At 60.1% G+C, this 23,269-nt stretch carries 19 protein-coding genes and 1 tRNA gene; 9 read left to right on the top strand and 11 right to left on the bottom strand.

Going from position 1 to position 23,269, the window contains the following annotated elements; translation table 11 throughout:
• The first annotated feature begins 238 nt into the window (after window positions 1-238).
• Entirely contained in the window at window positions 239-529 is a 291-nt protein-coding gene (locus NW814_RS07570; RefSeq protein ID WP_414396713.1) for a hypothetical protein, read from the top strand.
• 72 nt (window positions 530-601) lie between these two features.
• On the opposite strand, the gene NW814_RS07565 is transcribed toward NW814_RS07570, so the two are convergent.
• Window positions 602-718, bottom strand: a complete 117-nt coding sequence (locus NW814_RS07565) for a photosystem II reaction center protein I (RefSeq protein ID WP_414362630.1) — start codon at window positions 716-718, stop codon at window positions 602-604.
• 399 nt (window positions 719-1,117) lie between these two features.
• On the opposite strand from NW814_RS07565, the gene NW814_RS07560 reads away from it, so the two are divergent.
• Window positions 1,118-2,029 (top strand): lysophospholipase, encoded by a 912-nt coding sequence (locus NW814_RS07560; RefSeq protein WP_414405814.1) that lies wholly within the window; start codon window positions 1,118-1,120, stop codon window positions 2,027-2,029.
• On the top strand, window positions 2,026-3,012 hold the full coding sequence (gene hemB, locus NW814_RS07555) for a porphobilinogen synthase (protein WP_414405813.1): 987 nt from the start codon (window positions 2,026-2,028) through the stop codon (window positions 3,010-3,012). The genes NW814_RS07560 and hemB overlap by 4 nt, the downstream gene beginning before the upstream one ends.
• Here hemB and NW814_RS07550 read toward each other — a convergent pair whose 3' ends face one another.
• Complete coding sequence (locus NW814_RS07550; protein WP_414405812.1) at window positions 3,013-3,570, bottom strand: hypothetical protein; 558 nt, start codon at window positions 3,568-3,570, stop codon at window positions 3,013-3,015.
• 197 nt (window positions 3,571-3,767) lie between these two features.
• Between NW814_RS07550 and NW814_RS07545 the strand changes: the two genes are divergently transcribed.
• Window positions 3,768-4,697, top strand: a complete 930-nt coding sequence (locus tag NW814_RS07545) for a TIGR01777 family oxidoreductase (protein ID WP_414396702.1) — start codon at window positions 3,768-3,770, stop codon at window positions 4,695-4,697.
• 53 nt (window positions 4,698-4,750) lie between these two features.
• Here NW814_RS07545 and NW814_RS07540 read toward each other — a convergent pair whose 3' ends face one another.
• A complete protein-coding gene (locus tag NW814_RS07540; RefSeq protein ID WP_414405811.1) occupies window positions 4,751-7,549 on the bottom strand; it encodes a cation-transporting P-type ATPase in 2,799 nt (932 codons plus the stop codon).
• A gap of 373 nt (window positions 7,550-7,922) precedes the next feature.
• Here NW814_RS07540 and NW814_RS07535 point away from each other — a divergent pair, with 373 nt between their 5' ends.
• Window positions 7,923-9,275 (top strand): FAD/NAD(P)-binding oxidoreductase, encoded by a 1,353-nt coding sequence (locus NW814_RS07535; RefSeq protein ID WP_414405810.1) that lies wholly within the window; start codon window positions 7,923-7,925, stop codon window positions 9,273-9,275.
• A gap of 54 nt (window positions 9,276-9,329) precedes the next feature.
• On the opposite strand, the gene NW814_RS07530 is transcribed toward NW814_RS07535, so the two are convergent.
• Together NW814_RS07530 and NW814_RS07525 are read right to left on the bottom strand one after the other, a co-directional pair.
• Complete coding sequence (locus NW814_RS07530) at window positions 9,330-10,907, bottom strand: serine/threonine-protein kinase (protein ID WP_414405809.1); 1,578 nt, start codon at window positions 10,905-10,907, stop codon at window positions 9,330-9,332.
• Between the two features lie 72 nt (window positions 10,908-10,979).
• On the bottom strand, window positions 10,980-12,197 hold the full coding sequence (locus NW814_RS07525) for an HhoA/HhoB/HtrA family serine endopeptidase (protein WP_414405808.1): 1,218 nt from the start codon (window positions 12,195-12,197) through the stop codon (window positions 10,980-10,982).
• A gap of 205 nt (window positions 12,198-12,402) precedes the next feature.
• On the opposite strand from NW814_RS07525, the gene NW814_RS07520 reads away from it, so the two are divergent.
• From NW814_RS07520 to glgP, 3 genes are all read left to right on the top strand, one after another.
• Window positions 12,403-12,924, top strand: coding sequence for a nucleoside deaminase (locus tag NW814_RS07520; RefSeq protein ID WP_414396719.1), 522 nt, complete (start codon window positions 12,403-12,405; stop codon window positions 12,922-12,924).
• A 196-nt stretch (window positions 12,925-13,120) separates the two neighbouring features.
• Complete coding sequence (locus tag NW814_RS07515) at window positions 13,121-14,224, top strand: SpoIID/LytB domain-containing protein (RefSeq protein ID WP_414405807.1); 1,104 nt, start codon at window positions 13,121-13,123, stop codon at window positions 14,222-14,224.
• Window positions 14,225-14,515: 291 nt separating this feature from the next.
• On the top strand, window positions 14,516-16,717 hold the full coding sequence (glgP, locus tag NW814_RS07510) for an alpha-glucan family phosphorylase (RefSeq protein WP_414405806.1): 2,202 nt from the start codon (window positions 14,516-14,518) through the stop codon (window positions 16,715-16,717).
• Window positions 16,718-16,792: 75 nt separating this feature from the next.
• Here the strand turns inward: glgP and ftsH are convergent, their stop codons facing one another.
• The gene (gene ftsH / locus NW814_RS07505) at window positions 16,793-18,703 is read right to left on the bottom strand and encodes an ATP-dependent zinc metalloprotease FtsH (protein ID WP_414405805.1); all 1,911 of its coding nucleotides are present in this window, start codon (window positions 18,701-18,703) and stop codon (window positions 16,793-16,795) included.
• A gap of 170 nt (window positions 18,704-18,873) precedes the next feature.
• On the opposite strand from ftsH, the gene NW814_RS07500 reads away from it, so the two are divergent.
• On the top strand, window positions 18,874-19,347 hold the full coding sequence (locus NW814_RS07500) for a phycobilisome protein (protein ID WP_414405804.1): 474 nt from the start codon (window positions 18,874-18,876) through the stop codon (window positions 19,345-19,347).
• Here NW814_RS07500 and NW814_RS07495 read toward each other — a convergent pair.
• The 5 genes from NW814_RS07495 to NW814_RS07475 all read right to left on the bottom strand — a co-directional run bounded on the left by NW814_RS07495 (window position 19,344) and on the right by NW814_RS07475 (window position 23,232).
• Window positions 19,344-19,595 (bottom strand): ferredoxin-thioredoxin reductase variable chain, encoded by a 252-nt coding sequence (locus NW814_RS07495; protein WP_414405803.1) that lies wholly within the window; start codon window positions 19,593-19,595, stop codon window positions 19,344-19,346. The genes NW814_RS07500 and NW814_RS07495 overlap by 4 nt on opposite strands.
• A 448-nt stretch (window positions 19,596-20,043) precedes the next feature.
• Complete coding sequence (gene cbiT, locus NW814_RS07490; protein ID WP_414405802.1) at window positions 20,044-20,652, bottom strand: precorrin-6Y C5,15-methyltransferase subunit CbiT; 609 nt, start codon at window positions 20,650-20,652, stop codon at window positions 20,044-20,046.
• Between the two features lie 109 nt (window positions 20,653-20,761).
• Window positions 20,762-20,834 (bottom strand) — tRNA-Thr (locus NW814_RS07485).
• A gap of 60 nt (window positions 20,835-20,894) precedes the next feature.
• On the bottom strand, window positions 20,895-22,505 hold the full coding sequence (gene lnt, locus NW814_RS07480) for an apolipoprotein N-acyltransferase (protein WP_414405801.1): 1,611 nt from the start codon (window positions 22,503-22,505) through the stop codon (window positions 20,895-20,897).
• Between the two features lie 88 nt (window positions 22,506-22,593).
• Window positions 22,594-23,232: a DUF305 domain-containing protein gene (locus NW814_RS07475; RefSeq protein ID WP_414405800.1), complete on the bottom strand. Its 639-nt coding sequence runs from the start codon at window positions 23,230-23,232 to the stop codon at window positions 22,594-22,596.
• Window positions 23,233-23,269 lie beyond the last annotated feature (37 nt).

The raw sequence follows: 23,269 nt of genomic DNA, 5'->3' as shown, positions 1-23,269 counted from the left end.
GGCATCCCCCATAGGGTTGAGGTTTCAGCCTCATGCTCTTTCGCCTACGGCGGCGCGGAGCGCTTTGTAGCTCAGCCAGTAGGAGCCATCCTGCTGTCTGAGAAAGAATCCCTGCCCCTTACCCTAGGGCAGGGAGAATGTCAACGCCTGCAGCAGTGGTAGTAGCCCTGGGGGATCGATCCTCATCCCACCCCAGAGCCCAACCGTTTCTTTCATCAATCCGCCTACCTCTGTGCGGGTGGGCGCTTCCACCCCCGCCTTTACGGTACAAGTCAGTGTGCCCGGCGGTGCCCGCTCAACCCAGTTTGTGGAACTGGAAACCTTTAACCCGCTTGGCGCGCGCGTGCAAAGAGAAGCCTTTAGCCCGCAGCAGGTTGGCTGTAGCCCAGGTGCTACTTTCTGTAGCTTCAACACCGACTTCCGGGTTGCTCCTGGCGATCCTGCCGGCGTTTGGCAGTTCCGCATCACCGCCTTTGACCAGCAGAATCGCTCTGGATCCCAAACCCTGCTCATCACAGCGCTGCCGTAGGCAAGCCAGGCCGCCGTGTTGGGTTGAAAGCTACCGCAGCGGGGATGCGTTGGGCACCCCCTCAAGGTTCCCTCACTCCAAATCCCGACGGTTGGGGTTACGGGCCGGATCGTTGCTCAAGAAGCCAAAGACAAACAGCCCGACAAAAAAGATCACCACTGCGTAAACTGAGATTTTCAGTAACAGCATAGTTTCAACAACCCATTTCCAACTAGACAAAGCCGACAAGCAACAGGGCAATGGTCAAGGCAAGGGAGAAGCCGTAGCGACGGGATCCCGTCAACTTGAGGCTTGGCAAAACTTCTTCACAGGATCATACCTCCCCAGCGCCTCTTTTTAACCCGAAAACTCTTTCCCCCCTGCTCCCGAAAAAAGCAGAAAGCTCGAACTGACACGGATCCCCGGCAAGAGGTGAAATTGTTAAGAAATATTTTAAAGCGAAAAGCAACATTGCGGTCGCTTAGCGACAGGGGAGTGGGAAAATGGGATCTGCGGCTTTGCCGGCTGGTATCTCATCTGCCTATGCCCTTCGACTTGTCCGGTCATCCAGGTCGCCAGTTAGGCCACTGGGAGGCTCCAGAGGAGCGGTTGCCAAGTCAGACAAGACCTCCGTCGTCTCAAGAGATCTATCGATCCCGGGAACTGCAGCTTTCGGACGGCACCACGGTTTTTTTCCGCCACTGGTCACCGGGATCCCCGCGCGGGCGGGTGTTGCTGTTGCACGGCAAAGGGGATCACGGCGGCGGGTTTGGCCCCTTGGCGGAAGAACTAGTGGCCCGGGGCTGGGAGGTTTTGGCGCCTGACATGCGGGGATTTGGACGCTCAGGTGGCATCCGCTGTTGGATCGAGCACTTTAGTCAGTACCAGGCGGATCTAGAGGCAATCGTCGAGCAAGTTTGGCCCCAGCCAGGGATCCTCCAAGTCTGGTGCGGGTACAGCGCAGGGGCCAATTGGGCTACGGAATACGCGCTCGCTCACCCCGACCAAGTGCAGGGGCTGATCCTCATCTCCCCTGCCTTTCGTATCGACCACTATTTCAACCGCTTTACCTGGGGTCTTCTGCAGGTTTTGGACAAGGTTTTGCCCCAGTTGGCCCTGACTGGCCCCTATGAGCCGGTGCGGGTGACTTCCCTACCGGAGCAGCAGGCGGTCTTGGCTGCAGATCCTTACGTGTGTGGCGTTACCCGGGCCCGGTTTACGGCGGAGTTGGTGCGTAGCGGGCAGCGCTGCCTTGAGCAGGCCCACCGCCTGGAGCTGCCGGTTCTGGTGCTCTACACCTCCGCCGATATCGTCGTCAACCCTGCCGGCGCCGTGGAGTTTGCCCGCCGGCTGCCCCAGGGAGAGATCTACGATTTCTCCTGCTCACGCCACGACCTTTTACACGACTGCCAAGCCGAAGCCGTCCAGGAGACTCTCTGCCAGTGGCTGGATCGGCACTTTCCCTGCCGCTTGGGCCCTCGTGGCAAAATAGAGAGGCCCTCTTTCTGCTTGCTCCCATGAGCCTAGACCTAATCTACCGTCCCCGCCGGCTGCGGCGCACTGAGGCCCTTCGCCAACTGGTTCAGGAAACCCACCTGCGGGTGCAGGATCTCATCTACCCGCTGTTTGTTATGGAGGGAGAGAACCAGCGGCAGGAAGTGGAATCCATGCCCGGCTGCTACCGCTACACTCTGGATCTGCTCCTGAAGGAGGTGGAGGAAGCAGCCAACTTGGGGATCCCAGCGGTGGCTCTCTTCCCAGTGGTGCCGGAAGAGAAAAAGGATCCCACGGGGCGGGAGTCCTTTAACCCAGAAGGGTTGATCCAGCGGGCGGTGCGGCGGCTGAAGCAGGAAATCCCCGAGATCCTGGTGATAACGGATGTGGCCTTGGATCCCTACAGCAGCGAGGGCCACGACGGCATCGTGCGGGACGGGGTGATCCTCAACGACGAGACAGTGGAGGTGCTGGTTAAGCAGGCCCTCTCGCAAGCGGAAGCGGGAACCGATATTGTTGCCCCCTCCGACATGATGGACGGTCGCGTCGGCGCCATTCGCGAGGCCCTGGACGAGCAAGGCTACACCGACGTGGCCATCCTGGCCTACTCGGCCAAGTATGCCTCTGCCTTCTACGGCCCTTTCCGCGATGCCCTGGGATCTGCGCCCAAGTGGGGGGACAAGAAAACTTATCAGATGGATCCCGCCAACGCCCGCGAGGCCCTCAGAGAAGTGGAGCTGGACGAGGCGGAAGGGGCGGACATGGTGATGGTAAAGCCGGCCTTGGCCTACCTGGACATCATCTATCGGGTTAAGGAAGCAACAAATCTGCCTGTGGCTGCCTACAACGTTAGCGGCGAATACGCCATGATTAAGGCTGCCGAGCAAAAGGGCTGGATCGACGGCAAGAAAGTGATGATGGAATCGCTTTTGGCCATGAAGCGAGCCGGCGCTGACATGATCCTCACCTACTTCGCCAAGGAGGCGGCCCTGCTTTTGCGGCAGTCCTAGCTAAGGCCTTCTAGACAACTGGGGAGATTGTCCAATCCAGGCAAGAGGCGCCTCTTTCTCCGTGTCGGCTACTAGAGCGCTGGGATCCACCAGGCGCACCTGGATTTGATCCGGCGGCACTCGGTTGAGGCGTTCCTTGATAAGGGCCTGCTGCTGCAAGGGATCCATGCCGCGATCCAACTCCTCCCGCAGTCGCGAGATTCGCGCTGAGAGGACTTCGAGGTTCTGCTCCAAAACCTTTAGACGGTGATGCTGGGCTAGTTGTACAGGCAAAAGGCGGTACAGACCGCTGAGAGCAGCCGCCGTAAACAGGAGATTCACTCCGATGCGACAGAGCAGTTCCCAAGCTTGAGGCTCTGGCCGTCTCCGCAGTCGGGGCGAGGTTCTAGAAGGCCGGACAGGGATCGTCCGTCGGTTGGCAGCTAGCGTTCCCTGCCCCCGCACCCGAGCTAAGGATCCCTGGGAGCGACTGGAAAGGCGCAGTCTAGGCCCAGCAACTTGCTCCACCTGTAGAGGCAAGGAGCGAGCCAGAGTGCGGGAAGCAGACTTGGGTGCCATAAGGAGGTAAAGAGCCGCCGCTGCTACCAGGAAGCGCAGCTAGGGCTTATTGAAGCCGATTTTTCCGAGCATGTCAGGGGCTGGCCCACGACTTTTCTGTCTTTTAGCGCCAACTCAGCGCGGCGGAGGCGGGGTAAACCGCAGACGCGCTAGGCTAGAGGTTCGACAGGGGGAATGCAAGGAGTCGGGATCCGCCTATGCGCATAGCGGTTACGGGTGGGAGTGGCTTTATCGGGCGCCGCTTGGTGGCCCACCTGCTGGAGCGAGGAGATGAGGTGTTGGTTTTGAGCCGCCGCCCTGAGCAGGCCCGCCGCGTTCTGGGAGCCTCCCCCAACCTCAAGCTGCTGGGGTACGATCCCTACCAACCGCAAAGCTGGGCCTCAGCTCTGGAAGGGTACGAGGCAGTCGTCAACTTGGCCGGAGAACCCCTGGCTTCTTCCCGCTGGACGGAAGCTAAGAAAAGAGAGATCCGCCGCAGCCGCGTGGAGACCACCCAGGCCCTTGTCCAAGCCCTCGCCTCCCTTGGCCAGAAGCCCCAGGTGATGATCAGCAGCTCGGCGGTGGGCTACTACGGATCCCGACCCGAAGGAGAGCCCCTGACGGAGGCAGATCCCCCTGGCCAGGGCTTTTTGGCAGAAGTCTGTCAGGCGTGGGAAGCAGCTGCCCGCCCGGCTGAGGAGCTGGGGATCCGCTTGGCCATCCTGCGCACGGGGATTGTCCTAGGGCCCGATGGAGGAGCCCTGGGTCAAATGCTTGCCCCCTTTCAGTTCTTCCTCGGCGGCCCCATTGGCTCTGGCAAGCAGTGGGTCTCCTGGATCCACCGCGACGACTGGGTGAGTCTAGTCTGCTTCCTGCTGCAACAGGGATCCGGCGTCTTCAACGCCACTGCCCCTAACCCAGTGCCAATGGAAGAGTTCTGCCGCACGTTGGGGCAAGTTCTGGCCCGCCCCTCGTGGCTGCCAGTGCCAGCCCTAGCCTTAGAACTGCTGCTGGGCGAAGCAGCTCAGGTGGTTCTAACGGGGCAGAAGGTGATCCCCCAAGCCGCGCTGCAGCTGGGGTTCACCTTCCAATATCCCCACCTCAAAGAAGCCTTGCGGCAACTCCTCATCCCCCAGGGCAACCGCTGAGCGTAGCCATCTAGGAGGCAAGCCCTTGCCGCCGCTCTGGCTTCCCCCAAGATTTAGGTTTTCCTGGGTAAGCGGGCCAGCGAAGCGCCTTCCGGATCCACCCGGTTGGCCAGCGCTGCCACCCCAATCATTGGCAGGCTCACCACCAGGCAGAAGCCCCACTGCTCCCAAGCTAGCGGTGCCGTGTCGAAGAGAGCGTTGAACAGGCTCCATTGGCTGAAGAGGATCTGCAGCAGGATGGCCGCTCCAATGCCGATGGTGATAGCCGCCACATCCATTAGGCGTTCGTGGCGTTCCAACTGGCTGGCGCGCCCGCGGCCCAACAGGGTAGGAATAGCCTGGCTGAGGCTGAGCAAGTAGAAGATGCGCCCAATCACCAGCGTCTGAATGGCCATGCTGCGGGCCAGGTTGAGGTTGCCGGTGGTTTGTTCGATGTATTCAAAAACCCCGAAGATCAAGAGCCAGTTAAAGGCCGAAACCAGCAGAATGCGTTGCAGCAGCCGGGGAGAAAGCAAATTGGCGTCGGGATCCCGCGGTGGTTGGGTCATCTCCCGCCCCGTGCTGGGCTCAAAGGAGAGGGGCACCGTCATGGTGATGGAGTTGATCATGTTGAGCCACAACACCTGGATGGCCAAAATGGGCAGCTCGCGGTTGAGGAGGACGCTGAGGAGAAGGGTCATTGACTCCCCTCCGTTCACCGGCAGGATGAAGGCGATGGCCTTGAGCAGGTTGTTGTAAACGGTGCGCCCCTCTTCGACGGCGGCCTCGATGGAGGCAAAGTTGTCATCGGTCAGGATCATGTCGGCGGCGGCTTTGGCCACTTCGGTGCCACCCCTTCCCATAGCAATCCCCACGTCCGCCTGCTTCAAGGCCGGGGCGTCGTTAACTCCATCGCCAGTCATGGCCACGATATGGCCCTGCGACTGCAGAGCTTCCACCAGGCGCAGCTTTTGCTCCGGGGCCACCCGCGCAAAGACAGATCCCTCGTTGGCGGCGGTAACAAACTCCTCTGGGCCGAGCTGCTCCAGATCCCGGCCGCTGTAGGCTTTCACCGGTTTGCCACCCCCCAGCCCCATCTGCTCGGCAATGGCTTGGGCGGTGAGCACATGGTCGCCGGTAATCATCTTCACCTGGATCCCGGCGCTCTGGCAGGCGCGCACGGCGGCAATGGCCTCCGGCCGCGGCGGATCAATCATCCCCTGCAAGCCCAAGAAAATCAGCCCTTCCTCTAGATCTGAGTGATCCACCTGAGTTTGGCTGCTGGGGACGGTTTTTTGGGCAAAGGCCAGAACTCGCAGCCCCTGCCGCGCCAAGGCCTCCACCTGCTGGCGAATCGGCTCTGCTTCCAAGGGCTGGATCTCCCCTTGGGATCCCATCTGGCTGCAGCAGCGCGGCAAGAGAGCTTCTGCGGATCCCTTGACGTAAATGCAATGCTCCTCCGGCCCCAATCTGTGTAAGGTAGCCATGTACTGAAACTGGGATTCAAAGGGGAGGGTATCTAGGCGAGGGCGGCAGCGCTGCAGTTCTTCCAGATCCAGACCCCCCTTCTGGGCTGCCACAAGCAGAGCCGCCTCGGTGGGATCCCCTACCACCTCCCACTGGCCGTTGTCTTTGGGTTGCAGACGGGTGTCATTGCAGAGGCAGCCGGCCAAGAGACAAGCCTGTAACGCCAGCAGCCGCTCCACTTCCACTGGATCACCCCCCTCCTGGGCCAGGATTTGTCCCTGAGGACTGTAGCCACTGCCCGTAACTTGGTAGAGCTGGGATCCGGCGTAGATGGCCTGCACCGTCATCTGGTTTTCTGTAAGGGTGCCGGTTTTGTCCGAGCAAATCACCGTGGCGCTGCCTAGAGTTTCTACCGCCGGCAACTTGCGGATAATGGCATGGCGTCGGGCCATACGGGAAACCCCAATGGCCAGGGTTACGGTAACTACTGCCGGCAACCCTTCGGGGATAGCACTCACCGCCAGCGCCACCGCCGCCTCAAAGACACTCGCTGCCGCCTGGCCCTGCACCAGCCCCACCAGGAAAGTAAGCGCAGCCAAGGTGAGGATAATTTTCAGCAAAGTCAGGCTGAACGCCTCAAACTTACGTGTCAGGGGAGTTTGCAGGGATCCCCTTTCCTCGATCAGCTTGGAGATGCGGCCTGTTTGGGTCTGGTTACCGATGGCCACCACCACCCCCGCCCCTTGGCCAAAGGTCACGAAGCTGCCGGCATAGGCCATGTTCTGGCGCTCGGCCAACGGCGTGTCTTCGGGGAGGGATCCCAGCCGTTTTTCCACCGGCACCGACTCTCCGGTCAGGGCCGATTCATCCACCTGCAAGTTGCGCACGCTCAGCAAGCGCAGGTCGGCGGGCACCTTATCTCCCGAGCTCAAGAGCACCACATCCCCCGGCACCAGCTCCCGCGAGGGCACCCGCAGTTTTTGCCCATCCCGGATGACCGTGACCTCCGTCACCACCGACCGAGCCAGAGCGGCAATCGCTTCCTCCGCTTTGGACTCCTGGATGTAGCCGATGAGAGCGTTGATTACCACCACCGCCCAGATCACGATGGCATTGCGCCAGGATCCCAGGAACGCCTTGATTGCCCCGGCCACCAGCAGGATGTAGAGCAGCGACTGGTTAAACTGCTGCAGGAACTTAAGCCAGGCCGGGGTAGCCGCCTTGGCCTTTAGCTCGTTGGGGCCATATTGCTTCTGCCGCTGGATCACCTCAGCTTGAGACAGACCCCGTTCCAGAAGCGCCGCCAGAGGCAGATCCACTGCAACGATTTGGCGGGCAACTTCCTCTTCGGGCAGGGCGTGCCAGGGAGCTGCCGGCAATGAGTCAGGGGAGACGGATTTTGCCATCGCAGGTCTCTAGTTGAATCGCAACAGAACTTGAAAGCCAGCCGTGAATTCAACGGCAAATCCCTCGTACAGTCTACAGCCTAGCCGACGCCGCCTACCCCCCAGAAGTGCCGCTGTTCCCCCCAGCGTCAACAAAGCCTAAGTCCTAGGCTAAGATTTGCCTCAAATTCTCGACAGCTTGAAAAAATGGCTATATTCTTATTGGGTGTTATGATTACACTTGTTTCCCAGCTGCAGCTCCTGAAGGCTGGCAATCTGCAGAGTCTTCTAAGGATTGCCAGTTCGGGGTTGTTGGCTGTCATTTAACAGGTTCTTCCGCATTAAACTAAACAGCTTCTTGAGCTCAAGTTCAGTTCTGTTTGAGGAAACTGCTGTGTCAACGACTACTAAGCCAATGGAACTCAAAACCCAATCCCCACCCGCCTCCACCCAAACGAACGGGCGCCCTGGCGTCGAGGGATCCACCTCCAGAACTTCGCAACCTGTCATTCACCATCAAATTGTTGTAGTGGGAGGAGGGGCTGCCGGCATCAGCGCAGCGGCCCAGTTGCTGGAGCGCAAGCGCAATCTTGATATCGCGATTGTCGAGCCCTCCGACAAGCACTACTACCAGCCCGGCTGGACATTGGTAGGGGGAGGTATTGCCCCCCTGGCCAAGTTTATCCGGGACGAAAAAACAGTGATCCCCAAGGGAGCCACCTGGATCCAAGCATGCGTGGCGGAGTTAGATCCGGATCACAACCGCGTGATCACGGAGAGCGGGCAGATCATCGAATATGATTACCTCATCGTTGCCCCAGGGATCCAAATCGACTGGCACTTGATCGAGGGCTTGCCGGAGGCGCTGGGCAAAGGAGGAGTAACCAGCAACTACTCCAAGGACTACGCCCCCTACACTTGGGAGACCATCCGCAACTTCAAGGGAGGAACAGCCATCTTCACGCACCCGGCTACCCCAATCAAGTGCGGTGGCGCCCCCCAAAAAATCATGTACCTGGCCGACGATGTCTTCAAAAGCAAAAGTGGGGTTGGCGTCAACACCAAGGTTCTCTTTTGCACAGCCACTCCCACTCTCTTTCCCGTGCCGGAGTACAGCGCCGCCCTGGAGAAGGTGGTAGAGCGGCGAGGGATCCAGGTGAAATTCAAGCACAACCTCAAAGCCATCCGGCCTGAGACTCAGGAAGCCATCTTTGAAGTCACCACCGACAATGGCAAAGAAGAGGTGAGCCTGCACTACGACATGATCCACGTGGCTCCGCCCATGAGCGCTCCGGACTTTGTCAAGCGCAGCCCCCTGGCCGGGCCGGGAGGATGGGTGGATGTGGATAAGGCAACGCTGCAGCACACCCGCTACCCCAACGTGTTTTCCTTGGGAGATGCCTCTTCTCTGCCAACGTCCAAAACGGCGGCTGCCGCCCGCAAGCAAGCGCCGGTACTGGCCGAAAATCTCTTGGCTGCCATGCAGTCCAAGCCCCCGGTGGCCCAGTATGATGGCTACACCTGTTGTCCCCTGATCACAGGCTATAACTCCCTAATCATGGCGGAGTTTGCCTACGGGGGGAAACTGGCTCCCTCCTTCCCGCTGGATCCGACGCGGGAGCGCTACTCCATGTACCTAGCCAAGGTGCATCTATTACCCTGGATCTATTGGAACCGCATGCTCAAGGGCAAAAAGTTTGAGGCAGACATCTTCAAGCCCATCAACAAGCTGGTGCACCGCTACTAGGGCTTTCTATCCCCTCACTCCCCAGCCCCTCTCCCTTTGGGAGGGGGGAGTTTTTTACAGGCAGGCTTTGAACTTTTTCAATACCGCCCGATCCAGCATCAGCAGCGCCGCACGTAGGCCACCTGAGTAGCCCCAAAAAAAGCCCACCGGCAGATGGCCCTCGGGCGCTTCCAGGTTGGTTTTAAGCTCCTCGTACCCCAGCCAGCGGCCCTGCACCCACCAGCCGACCCTTTCTCCCATGCACTCTTCGCGGGGCAAGGCGGAGAAAGATCTCGAACGAAGCCCTCCTCTTCCCTCCGGGTCACACTCCTGCCAAAGTTGCTTCTGGACGGTAAAGCCAAAGCGCCCATGGCTGGCCTGCATCCAGAGTTGGTCGATGAGCCGCAACATAGGGCACGGGAAAGCCTCAACATCCTTGGGGTCGAAAAAGCCTACCTGGGAGCGCCCACTGAGTTTGAGCATCAAAGCTGTCGTCCACCGATCGGCTTCCCCCCACTGGCCGGCCCGCAGCCGATCCCACAGCCCTTGCAGGGCAGGCGCCGCTTTTCCCACCCAGTCTGGCCAGGGGAGAGTTGCAGGCAGGGATCCCTCTCGAGAAACCTCAGGGAAAATCAGGGCTCTGGATCCCGCCTCCCCTTTTGTTGGGGCAGGGGTGGGGGGTGCCACCATTTGCTCCAGCTCTTCTGCGGAGTGGTTGGCCAGGAGCTGCTCCAGCTCATCTTGGGGTTGCTGCTGGGCCAGAAGCTGTTCCAGTTCCCGCAGTTCTTGGGTGCGGATGGCAGGCTCAAAGGTAGCTGGCCGCTTCTCTTGCAGGGCTGACTCTGCCGGCAGCAGGGCCAGCCACTCAGCTACCGTTTGCGGGCGGTCTTCGGGGTGGAGGGCCATCCCTTTGAGGATAGCAGCCTCCACATCTTCAGGAATGCTGGGGTTGAGGCGGCGGGGAGGATCCAACTGCCGACCTGTGGCCCGCACCGGCGCACAGAGGGGCACCATCCCCGTCAGCATGGTGTAGAGGGTAGCAGCCAAGGCATAGACATCGGTAAAAGCCCCGCGGCGGCGCAGGCTGTCGTACTGCTCCAGGGGAGCATAGCCATCGGTGCCGTAGGAGGTGTGGCGTTGGATGAGCCCCTGCCTATAAGTCCGCGCTAGCCCAAAGTCGATCAACACCGCCTGGCCGGATCCCTCCCGCACCAAGATGTTGGCGGGCTTTACATCGCGGTGCAGGATCCCCTGTTCGTGCAAGCACATGAGGGCAGATCCCACCTCCCGCGTCAGGCGCAGAGCCTCTGGCAGGGGCAACGGCCCCTTTTGCTGCAAAAGCTGGTGCAGCGTCTGGCCGCGAACGTACTCCATCACAATGCACCAACAATCCCGCTCCCAAATGACCTCCTCCACCTTCACCACGTGGGGGTGACGGCAGCGGGCCAGTTGCAGCGCCTCGTTCATGAAGTTTTGTTGAAAGCGAGGATAGTCTGGATCCTTGCGGAGGCTGTCGCTCAAGACCTTGATAACCACCTGCTCGGCGCGAACGCTATCCCAGGCCCGGTAGGTGATGCCGAAGCCCCCTTCCCCCAAAACAGCCTCAATGCGGTAGCACCCCCCCTGCAATGTTTCGCCAACTGCCCAAGCCATGCGCACCCCTCTTCCCCGCTCCTGAAGTCATTCTGTTACGGGGATCAATGACTTGAGGGCTTGGAAAGCTCCCTAGAAGTCTGGGGGCAGCACCCCCGTTTTCACCTGGAAGATGCGCACTTGTCCATCGCGGATGACCCGCAGCGTCAGGGTCTTGCCCACGCCGGCGGCATCCACCAACTGCTGCACCTGCTCGGCGTCGCGAATAGGTTGGCCGTCGATCTCGACAATGACATCCCCTTTGCGCAGGCCAACTTGCTCAGCCGGCGAGCCCGGAACCACCTCCCCAATCAACACCCCTTCCTGCACCGTCAGCGGGCTGAGCCGCGCTGGGTCGCGGTTGAGGCGGGCTACCAAATCGGGGTTAAGGGTAATCATGCGAATACCCAGGAAGGCGTGCTCCACCCGGCCGTCGCGGATCAGCCGCTCGGCAATTTCCATGGCGCGGTTGATGGGAATGGCAAAGCCAACACCCTGAGCCCGCTGGAAAATGGCCGTATTCACCCCAATAACCCGACCTTCCGCATCCAGCAAGGGACCGCCAGAGTTGCCAGGGTTGATGGCAGCGTCGGTTTGCAGGAAGGTCACCCGCTTGTTGGCAGCCCCGATTTGCCCAGAGGAGCGTCCGACGGCACTGATGATCCCCACCGTTACCGTGTTGTCCAGGCCCAGTGGGTTGCCAATGGCAATGGCCCAGTCTCCTGGCCGCACCTGGTCAGAGTTGCCCAGGGTCACCGTGGGCAGATTTTCTCCCTCGATCTGGATCACCGCGATGTCGGTCACCGGGTCTGAGCCTTTGACTTTCCCTTCAAAGGTGCGCCCATCGAGCAGATGCACCCTAACCCGCTTGCTACCCTCCACCACGTGGGCATTGGTGAGGATCAGGCCGTCGGCGTCGATGATGAATCCGGATCCGGTGCCTTCCTGCTGGAACTCTTGCGGCAGTTGCGGGAAGAAGTGGCGGAACAGGGGATGGTTAAACAGCTCAGGATCAAGGGGGTTGGCCACGGTGCGGGTGGCGTCGATGCGCACCACTGCCGGCCCCACCTTTTGGGCAACCGCGGCAATAAAATTGGAGGGCCGGACGGCGTCAGCAGGAGCAGCAGAATTGGCAGCCTCGGGGCGAGGCAGAAGGGATCCCACCCCCTCACTGGTCCGCTGCGACCAAGAGGCAAGGGGAGTTTGCTGCAGCCACTCCTGCCCCCTTGGCGACGACAGCCAAACTCCGTAGGCGAGGCCGCCGCTAAACAAAGCCATTGCCAGAAGTGTTTGCCGTAAAAGCCGCGCCATGATCTCTCCCACAGCTAAGCCCTATTGCCAAGAAAACGAATGCAAGCATAGGGAAGGCTTAGACCCAATCCGCTGACTAAGGCCAGCTTGGTTAACCCCGCCTCTATACCCTATCCTACCTGGCCCCCCGTTACCCTTTAGATGAGTGAGAGCCTTGTGCTCAACTTAGCAAATCTAGCAGGCAACAGCAGTGCTCAAACGCTCAATGACGATCGGCAATTTGGGCAAGATCCCCTCTTTTTTGCCCCAGGAGCGGGATCCGTGGCAGCGCCACCGCGCCTGGATGCAGTTAGCTCTGGAAGAAGCTAGGCAAGCGGGGGAGGCGGGCGAGGTGCCCGTGGCAGCTCTGGTGGTCGGGCCAGGGGAAGAGTTGCTGGCCCTGAGCGGCAACCGGCGGGAGCGGGATCGGGATCCCACGGCCCACGCGGAGATCTTGGCCCTGCGGCAGGCAGGGCAGCGTCTGGGCGATTGGCAGTTGCAGGGCTGCCGGCTGTACGTGACCCTGGAACCCTGCCCCATGTGTGCGGGGGCGATTAGCCAATCGCGGCTGGCCCAGGTGATCTATGGTGCTGACGATCCCAAGGCCGGCGCACTGCGCAGTGTGCTCAACTTGCCTGCTTCTGCTGCCAGCTTCCATTGCCCAGAAGTCATCGGGGGGGTCTGCGAGGCTGAGTGTCGTCGTCTATTGCAGGAGTGGTTTAGCCGCCGGCGGGGGAGCTCTTGGTGAGGAGCGAGAACCCAAGAAGGTGCCTCTGCAGGCAGTTTTTGATATATCGTCATAACGGGTTGGCCAGCTTTGCGGGCAATCGGGAGGTTTTCTGCTTCCAAGTAGTCTCGTGCGGAGGATAGGGGCTGTGCCTGAAAAGCAGTTTTCTGCTCCACTAGCTCGGCTAGCTGGCTTTCTGTTTTGGGCTTGGCTTTGCTTGACCTTCCCAGTTCAGGCGCGGGTGCTGCTGCGGGTGGGCATTGCCGTCAACAAGCCACAGGTTAGGCTTGGCAGCTCTACTCCGGCCCGTCTCCTAAACCCCCAAGGCCAGCTGCTAGCTGAGATCCCGGCCATGCAGCCCCTTCAGGCCATTCGGGTAGGCTCAGCAGTAAGCGTAGCTGGTCACCAGGCAGAGCGCCTCTATCTCCAGCCTACGGAGCCGGAGGGGCTGGTGTTCATTGACCAGAACTGGTACCGCGGCTGGGCAGAGCTGGTCCCCGGCGAGAGGGGAGTGATCGCCATCAATCAAGTGGGTTTGGAGGACTACGTTTCCAGCGTGGTGGGCAGCGAGATGGGTCACCGTTTCCCGATGGAGGCCCTCAAAGCCCAAGCCGTGGCCTCCCGCACCTATGCCCTCTACCATCGCAGTCGCCGTTCCCACCAGCCTTTTGACATCGGAAATGGCGTCGATTGGCAGGTCTACAAGGGGGTGGCGGCTGAATCCAACCGCACCCAAGCGGCGGCCCGCGAGACGGCTGGGCAGGTTCTCGTCCACCAGGGGCAGTTGATCAATGCCGTTTTCCACTCCTCTAGTGGGGGGCACACAGACGATGCCGGCAATGTTTGGCTGGAGTCGCGGCCCTACTTGCAGGGAGTGCCCGACTTCGATCACCACTCGCCCGTGTTTAGCTGGACGGCCACCATTCCTGCTCACCAGATCCAGCAATTGGCCGACGGGATCGGTGCCATCCGTTCCATCGAGATCCTGCGCAGCTCCCCTTGGGGACGGGCCATTACCCTGCGCCTAGTGGGATCCCAGGGCAGTCAAGACATCAGGGGTAACGAGTTTCGCAAGGCCCTGGGGTTGCGCAGCACAATGATCACCATCAGCCCGCGTGGGGAGACAGCCACCACCGCCAGCCTGACTCCTGCTAGGGCAAGCTTCCCTGCTTTCTTCGAGATCCAAGGGCGCGGCTACGGGCACGGAGTGGGCATGAGCCAGTGGGGAGCTGCCGCCCTGGCTAGCCAAAACTACTCCTACCAACAGATCCTCAGCCACTACTACCGCAACACCAGCTTGGCCGTGGTGGAGGGACGCTAGGTTCAGTGGGAGCTCCTATCGGAAGAACTCATTGGGTAGCGAAGGCAGCTAAAGCTTTTCCGAGCTTGTGGCAATTACCCTCTGTTAACCTGATGCAGTGCCATCTCTCCAGACGGGCCGAAGACTGGCCAGTGGCCCTCTTTAAGATTGAAAGCTGAGCTGCTGGGATAATAAAGGCTGAGGAAATCTGGCTTGGAGCTACTGCAGGTTGTAGAGATCCTGCTGAATCTAAAATCAGTTAGAAACGCTTACCAGGTACAATCAAACTCCGCCACCTCAGGTATCTATCCTATGTCCCTTGCTGCTCTAGCCTCTGCTTTTCCCGAACGTTGCCCGGCCCTGCCGCCGGCGCTTGCCCCTTTGTGCGAGATTGCCCGCAACTACTGGTGGACTTGGAACCCGGATCACCTCACCATTTTTCGGGAAATGGATCCTGCCCTCTGGGAAAAAACCTCCCACAATCCAGTGCGCATGCTGGAGGAGGTTTCTTACTTGCGCTTGGCGGCCTTGGCCACCGATGTCAACTATCTCAACACCCTCAATCGGATGGTGCAAGCCTATCGCAAGTACATGGCAGCTGAGGACACCTGGGCCAAGCGCACCATGAAAACCTACGACTGGCAGCGCCCTATTGCCTATTTCTGCGCTGAGTACGGTCTACACGAGTCCTTGCCGATCTACTCCGGTGGCCTGGGCATGCTGGCCGCCGATCACCTCAAATCCGCCTCCGATCTAGGGGTGCCGATGGTGGGCGTGGGGTTGCTCTACCGTCAAGGCTATTTCCAACAGCGCCTCGACATCAGTGGCTGGCAAGGGGAGCTCTACGAAGACTGTGAGGTTGACTCCCTGCCCCTGACGCTGGTGCGGCGGCCAGATGGCAGCCCCCTGCTGGTGGAGCTGTCAATGCGGCAGCGGTTGGTCAAGGTGCGCGCCTGGCGGGTCGATGTGGGCCGGGTTCCTCTTTTCCTCTTAGACACTAACCTGCCGGAGAACGATCCTATTGACCGCTGGATCACCGCCCACCTCTATGGCGGCAGCACCGACACGCGCCTTGCCCAGGAGTGCGTCCTCGGCATTGGCGGGGTACGGCTGCTGCGCCAGCTGGGCTTGGATCCCATGGTCTACCACATGAACGAGGGGCATTCCGCCTTCCTAACCCTGGAGCTGCTGCGGGAGGAGGTGGCGCGGGGCACGCCCTTTGAGGCAGCAGAGGCCAAGGTGCGGGAGAAATGTGTGTTCACCACTCACACGCCGGTGCCGGCTGGCCACGATGCCTTCAGCCCCAGCGAGATGGATGCGTTCTTTGCCTCTTTCTGGCCGCAACTAGGCCTGACGCGGGAGCAGTTTTTGGCTCTGGGAGCGCGGCGCGGCGGGGATCCCTGGGAGCCCTTCCACATGACGGTGCTGGCTTTGCGCTACGCACGTGCGGCTAACGGAGTAAGCCAGTTGCATGGTCGGGTCTCACGCCAGATGTGGCATGTGCTCTACCCAGAGCGCTCCGTGGATGAGGTGCGCATTGGCTCCATTACCAATGGGGTTCACGCCCGCACCTGGGTTGCTCCTCTTTTCTGGAACCTCTACAACCAATACCTAGGTCCCGACTGGCCCGAGCGGGTATCCGACCCGGAGCTGTGGGCCAAGGTAGAGGAAATACCTGATGAGGAACTGTGGCGGTGCAAAGAAGCCCTGCGGGAGCGGCTGGTGGCTTTTACCCGTCACCGGGTGTTGCGGGCGCGGCGCAGCCGCGGAGAGAGCAACGAGCGCATTCAGGCTGTCAACCAGTTGCTGGATCCCAAGATCCTGACGATTGGGTTTGCCCGGCGCTTTAGCACCTACAAGCGAGGAGACCTCATCTTGCGGAATTTGGAGCGGGTTACCCGCATCTTCACCAACAAAGAATACCCTGTGCAAATTATCTTTGCTGGCAAGGCTCACCCGCGAGATGAAGAGGGTAAGCGCCTCATCCAACGGGTGGTCGAATGGTCAAATCGGCCTGAGGTGGCCCACAGGGTTGCCTTTATTGAAAATTACGATGCCTACGTCAGCCGCAACCTGATCCAAGGGGTGGATTTGTGGCTAAACACCCCGCGGCGCCCTCTTGAAGCCTCGGGCACCTCTGGGCAAAAGGTGGGCTTCAACGGCGGGCTCAACCTCTCGGTTTTGGATGGGTGGTGGCCTGAGGGCTACAACGGTCGCAACGGCTGGGCCATTGGACAAGCCATTGAAGGCCTAGATCCCGCCATCCAAGATGAACTGGATGCCAACTCCCTCTACGATGTGTTGGAGTACGAGATCATCCCCATGTTCTACGAGCGGGATGAAAAGGGGATCCCGCGCCGCTGGGTTGCCCGCATGAAGGAGGCGATCCGCACGCTCAACCCGGTTTTCAACACCGACCGCATGGTGGCCGAATACGTGGTGAAGATGTACGAGCCTCGGGCCACCGAAACAGAGGTGAGCCGCCTCTTGTCGGGCTCGGCTGTCGTCGACTAAGACAGCCTCCTCGAAAAACTTGAGATCCCTGCCTGGAAAGCAGGGATCCCCCACCTCGCCTCCAGCGAGAGAGACCTAAGCGTTGACGTTGAGGGCCACTGGCAAGCTCACTGGCTCCTCCTCAGGTGGCAGCATCACCACTTCAGAGCTCTCGATGATTGCCTGTAGCTCTTCCCCGTCGATGGTTTCCGCCTCCACCAGGCGACGGGCAATGCGATCCAAGAGAGCGCGGTTCTCCCGGATGAGATAGGTAGCCCGCTGGTAGGCTTCGTTAACCAGACGCCGCACTTCCTCGTCGATAAGGGCTGCTGTCTCTTCGGAGAAGTCCCGCTCGGCAGCAATCTCGCGACCTAGGAAGATGTTGGCGTACTGGCGGCCTAGGGCCACATTGCCTAGGCGGTCGCTCATGCCAAAGCGAGTCACCATGTTGCGGGCAATACGGGCTACCTGCTGCAGGTCGCTGGCTGCCCCCGTAGTCACCTCCGCCTCGCCGTAAACCACCTCTTCGGCCACCCGTCCGCCTAGGGCGACAGTCATCATGTTTTTGAGATGAGCACGGCTAGTCAGGCCCATGTCGTCATCGTTGGGCACAAACCAGGTAAGGCCGCTCGCCTGGCCGCGAGGGATGATGGTGACCTTTTGGATGGGATCGTAGTTGGGCAAGAGGGCTCCCACCAGGGCGTGGCCCGCCTCGTGGTAGGCCACCAGCTCCTTGCGCCGCTCGCTCATGAGGCGATCCTTCTTCTCTGGGCCAGCCAGCACTCGATCCACCGCGTCGTTGATCTCGTCCATCGAGATCTCCGTGAGGTTGCGGCGGGCCGCCAAGATGGCTGCCTCGTTGAGCAGGTTGGCCAGATCCGCCCCCGTAAACCCAGGGGTACGGCGGGCTAACTTCTCCAAATCCACATCGGCGGCCAGGGTTTTGCCACGGGCATGCACCTTGAGGATCTCCAGGCGGCCTTGGAAGTCAGGGCGGTCCACCGTTACTTGGCGGTCAAAGCGCCCCGGTCGCAGCAGCGCTGCATCCAACACATCGGGTCGGTTGGTAGCTGCAATAACAATGACACCGGAGTTGCCCTCAAAGCCATCCATCTCGGTCAGCAGCTGGTTGAGAGTTTGCTCCCGCTCGTCGTTGCCACCTCCCAAACCCGCTCCCCGCTGCCGACCAACGGCATCGATCTCGTCGATAAAGACAATGCAGGGGGCATTTTGCTTAGCTTGCTCGAATAGATCCCGCACGCGCGAGGCCCCTACCCCCACAAACATCTCCACAAACTCGGAGCCGGAAATGGAAAAGAAGGGCACCCCTGCCTCCCCAGCCACAGCGCGCGCCAAGAGAGTTTTGCCGGTGCCTGGGGGGCCGACCAGCAACACCCCTCGCGGGATCCTCGCCCCGAGAGCGTTGTAGCGCTCAGGGTTTTTCAAGAAGTCTACCACCTCCGCCAGCTCCAGCTTGGCCTGGTCTACACCTGCCACATCGTTGAAGGTAACTTGGGTTTTCGGCTCCATCTGCACCCGCGCCCTCGACTTGCCGAAGTTAAGCGCTTGACTGCCAGGGCCATTCTGGGCTCGCCGTAGCAGGAAAAACAAACCCAGCAGCAGCAAAACAGGTAGAAGGAAGGTGCTAAAGATGCGCCCCAGCAAACCCTCATCCTGAACAGGGCGCACTGCCAGTTCTACTCCTTTGGCAAGCAAGGTGTTCTCAAAGTCGGGAGTGAGGGGGGGCAGATTGACCTGCACTCGAGTGGCGCGGCTGTTGATCTCCGCGTCAGCAATGGCAATTTGGCGGCCATCAGGAGTAACCTCAACCAAAACCTTGCTGACCTCGCCCCGCTCTACGCGGCTCATGAGATCCGAGTAGCTGATCTCCAGGCGCTCAGCCGGGCGGGTGCCGAAGAAGGTTGTGGCCAGCGAGATCAAGACGATGGCCAGCAAGGCATACAAGCCGGCACTCCTCCATTTTTTGTTTTTACTTTTCTGACTCACGGAAGTGTTTCCTCCCAAAGGGTGCTTTCTATCCAATGGTGCCTGGGCCCACTGGCAGACTATTAACTAATATTAACCTAGCTGAGAAGCCAGCGGAAATCAAATGGCACACCTTCTGCCGCTAGACTTAAAAGCAAGCGAATGTCCTCCTGTATTCCTCTGGTATCCCGATGCTGACCCAACTGCGCCAATTGAGCCTGGCCGCCGACGGACGCTATCTCCGAGATGAGGAGATGCAGTTCATGGAGGCCTACCTAGCTTCTTTTGAGTTGCGGCTAAGCGCCTACCGCAAAATTCAAGCGGCGGAAGCCCAGATTGTCGGCGAGGTGGAGGCCAAGCTGCGCGCCTTGGATCCCTACTTGCTCATGCGGGGGATAGAGGACTTCAGCAACAAGTGTAAGGCAGACACAGTGCGGGTTTTGCGTCTTTCCGCTTTGGCCATGCTTTTGGACGATGAGCAGCGCTACAAGGAGCGGTTCCTCTACTGGTTTCAGACCTTGATGCGGGCCTTTCGCAAGCAGCGCAGTTGCGAGGCCACCTACCGCCTTCTGCAGGAGGTGATTGCCAAGTACCTTACCCCGGCGGAGTTTGCCTTAATCCAGCCAATTCTGGAAACCAACCGCACCCTGCTAGGTCTCTCCTAGGCAGGAGTTTCCGGCAAGGGGGCCGCCTCGATCAGCTCCAGTTCCTCCGCCTGCAGATGGGCGCGGAACTTGTTACCAAACTGCACCTGAAAGGGAAAGTTGGCGCTGACGGGGCGGCCATTCCAGTCCCGGACGACAGCTATTACTTCTCCCTCCATGCCCTTGAGGTCAAACGGTTGATTGCGATGTTCCGGGTGGTGATAGACAATCACGCTGGCGCGCACCCGTACTCGATCTCCAACTTTCATCCTTTGCTCTCCCGAAGAGGCAATTGTTCTGGAAATACTCTACCTCGATCCCTAACAAAGGCTGCAGAGTGTAGAGAAATGTGTATGGCGCAGTAGTTGCCTTCCTTGGGCTCGCAGTGGGGGATTGGCAGCTGCTAGGGTTTCGGGAAGAGCGGGGTAAAGCGAGGAGGCATCGCTAGCCCAACCTGGCTTTTCCTTCGGCTGGCTTGGCCTAAATCACTTCCTGTCGGCAGCGATTGCCAATGCCCCAGTCCCCATAGCATTCAAGTCGCTGCAGGTCGAATCAACAGCCGCCCCAGCCTTACTGCCTGCAACTCTGGAAAGGGGATGTGAAATCTCTCCATTGCCCTCTGCAGCTGGAGAAAATTGGAGTCCTGGTGGTTCGGTTTGGTTGATTCACATTGCTTTAGAAAAAGCTTTGCAAGCAGCGGAGAAGAAACCTCTCAAGCTATTTAGAGCTTTTCTCTCCGCTTAACACAAAAGTAGGATCCAAAGCCAGCAACAGTTGGGTGCGGCCTCGCGACTCCAGACGGTTTACTGCTGCCTGGATAACTTCAACCTGGTGGGCTCCCACCGCAGCCAGGCCGGCGGAGAGGCCGTAGAGATCTTCTAGCGAGTTGGTGGTGGCCACGACTCGGCCGTTGGGTTTGAGATAGTGCCAAGCAGCCTCTAGGATCTGGCGGAGGGGATGGCCCCCTTCAATACAGAGGCGGTCGGGGGGCGGAGAAAGCTGATGCAGACACTCGGGAGCAGTGCCCTGGATAACTTGCACGTTGCTGAGGCCAAATTTCTGGCAGTTACTCTCGATCAAGCTGACCACCTCCGCATCGCGCTCGATGGCAATCACGCAAGCGCGGGGGCAGAGAATGGCCGCCTCGATGGCAATAGTGCCAGTGCCGGCGCCGATATCCCATAGGCAGTGGTCTTCTCCCAAGCGTAACTGGCTCAGCACCAGCACCCGCACCTCGCGGGGGCTCATAGGGATCCCCGGGATCCGCTCAAAGGCAGAGTCTGGAATGCCGGGGGTGCGGTAGGGCCAAGGAAAAGGGGTTGTCATGGCCAAAAACTGCGGCCGGGAAGGTAAGGAGACAGCTTGATCACCTAGCCACGCTTAGGGGGCAGCCCCTCCCGCCCCACAGCCCTTGTAAAGCTAAGGCAGGTTTTAAAGCTGATGATCGGACTCGAACCGATGACCTGCTCATTACGAGTGAGCTGCTCTACCAACTGAGCTACATCAGCAAGGAGGGCTCGGATTCCATTTAAGCGGAGCTAGGCACCGCCTGCCGCAAAGCCCTAACCCTACCTGGGAATTTTAGCGTATCCTGGCTTGGCTCGGGATCCCCAGGCCTTCAATCCCAGAGAAAGGCCTAAGGTCAACCAGGCCAGCCAGTCGCCTGTGCGCGTGTAGAAGGTTAGCTGGGATTGCCGCCTCACCTCCCCAGTAACCACTCCGCGCTGAAAAATCGGGCCCACGCGTTGTATTCGACCGGAGGGATCCACCACCAAGTTGCCGCCGGTGTTGTTGACAAAAACCACGCTGCGCCGGTTTTCAACCGCCCGAAAGACCGAAAGCCGGCCGTGGAGCAGGGGCCAGTGGCTGTTGCCAAACCAGCTGCTGTCGGAGATCACGATCAACGACTCCGCTCCCGCACGAGTTAGAGCTCGGCTGGGGGCAGGCAAGACGCTCTCCAGGCAGATCATCACCCCCAAAGGCCCAAACAGCTCTCCTCCTGCTAGCGGCCGATAGCCATCGGGAGAGGGCACGTAGCGGCCCGACTCGAAGTAGGGGAAGATCCACTGCTTGCCAAACCAATCCTGCACCTGGCCCTGGGCGTTGAAGAGGAGGGCTGTGTTGAAAAACCGCTGCTCCTCCTCTGGCAGATGTACCGTTCGGGGATCGGGCTCCGTTGCCCCGGTAATCAAGGCCCCTTCAGGGGGAAGGATGGCTCGCATCGGCTCGATCACATAGGGTTGTAGCGGGGTGTTCAGCAGGCGGGCCCGCAGCGCTCCTTCTGGCCAGATCACCAACTGCGCCCCCTCGGCCACCGCTTGGGCCGAAAGCTGGTGCAGCTCGCGGTAGCGCTGGCTGCGGTAGTCCCAACTGCGATCGGCTTCTAGCCAGGCCACCTGCTGCACCGTCCCCACGCGAAAGCTGGGATTCCCTCCTCTTGCCGCCAGGACATCGAAATAGGCCAGCCGCACGCTCCCGTAGGCCAAGACTGGCCCTGCTAGAGCCAGGCCGCAGGCCAAGATCCGCCAGAAATCCGGGTTTCTGCGCCCTGCACTCAGCACCCCCCGCAAGGAAAGCTGGGGAAGCTGGAGGGCCAACTGCCAGAGCACGCCGTTGACGAAGACCGCAAAAAAGGTCACCCCCCAGATCCCCGCCAGATCAGCCACTTGGATCCCCAGCGGCCAATCGAACAGCAGGGAGCCCCAGTGGAAGGGAATCGGCCAGCGGAGCAGGCCCAGCAGCCCATCTAGCCCTGTCCAGACCGTGGCTACCCCTAGAGGACGGGCCCAGGGGGGAAGCGGCTGGCTCAACTGCAAACTTAAAACTGTGGCCGTTGTGAAAAACAGAGGAATCAGGGGGGCCACCACCATTCCCCCCAAGACTTCCCAAGCGCTGAGCACTTGAAGGGAGAAGGGATCCACCCAGAAGGCGTACAGGCACACGCAAAACCACAGGCCATAGGCCAAACGCCACCGCCTCCACCCCTGTTGCTGTTCGCAGAGGTGAAACAGGGGTGCTAGGCCCAGTAGTGCCCCTGGGAACCAGTGCAACCAGCGGTTGGGGGATCCCAAGCACAGCAGCAAAACAGCTAGCCCTGCCAGCCAGCGGGATCTCCGGTCTTGGCGAACCGGTGGAAGCAAATCGGGGTGTTGAGGGAGGGAGGGCAGCTCTAGGGCCATTGGCAATGCGGAGGAATCCTTTGGGTGCTGCGGGCAGCCGTAAGAGCCGGCCTTGCTCGCATCCCCTCATCTTTCTATCCCAGCGGCCCTACCGCGGATACCACCGCTTTTGCCAGGCCCGCATTTGCTCAATCTCCGCCTGCTGGGTAGTGACAATGGCTGTTGCCAGTTGCCGAATCTCGAGGCGCTTGGATTTTTCCAGAGCCTCTCTAGCCATGACCAGGGCTCCTTCGTGGTGCTGGATCATGGCTTGCAGGAAGCGCAGGTCAAACTCAGGGTCAGCGGATCCCAGGTTGGTATCCATGCGCATGGCAGCAGCCATCTCCGGAGTCATGGCCATCTGGTGGCCCATCTCTTCATGCCCCATGACGGGATCCCGGGGAGCTTGCAGGTACCAGCTCAGCCGCCAGCCTTGCATCTGCTTGATTTCTTGGCTCTGGGCAGCCATGATACCCTTGGCTAACTGACGAATTTCCCGCCGCCGGGATTTTTGCAGGGCCTCCGCGGCCATGCTCACCGCTCCCTCGTGGTGGAGGATCATCGCATCCAGAAACCGCAGGTCGAAGGATTCGTCGGCAGGGCCTAGGCTTATCTGATGAGCTCTATGGATCGAGAGCTCCCCCTTCCCCTTGCTCTCATGAGCAGTTGCCTCCAGCTCCCTGCCAGCCCAGGAAGCCCCCAGGACAAACCCACCAGCCAGGATGAGAGCCCAGACAGTCAGGCGCATCGCCACTTCCCTCCGAGGACAACAGGCCAATATCCTA

The sequence above is a fragment of the Synechococcus sp. R65.1 genome, assembly GCF_047461755.1.
Taxonomy (GTDB): domain Bacteria; phylum Cyanobacteriota; class Cyanobacteriia; order Thermostichales; family Thermostichaceae; genus Thermostichus.
Note: the sequence above shows the minus strand (reverse complement) of the source record. Positions and strands in the feature narration are given on the sequence as shown.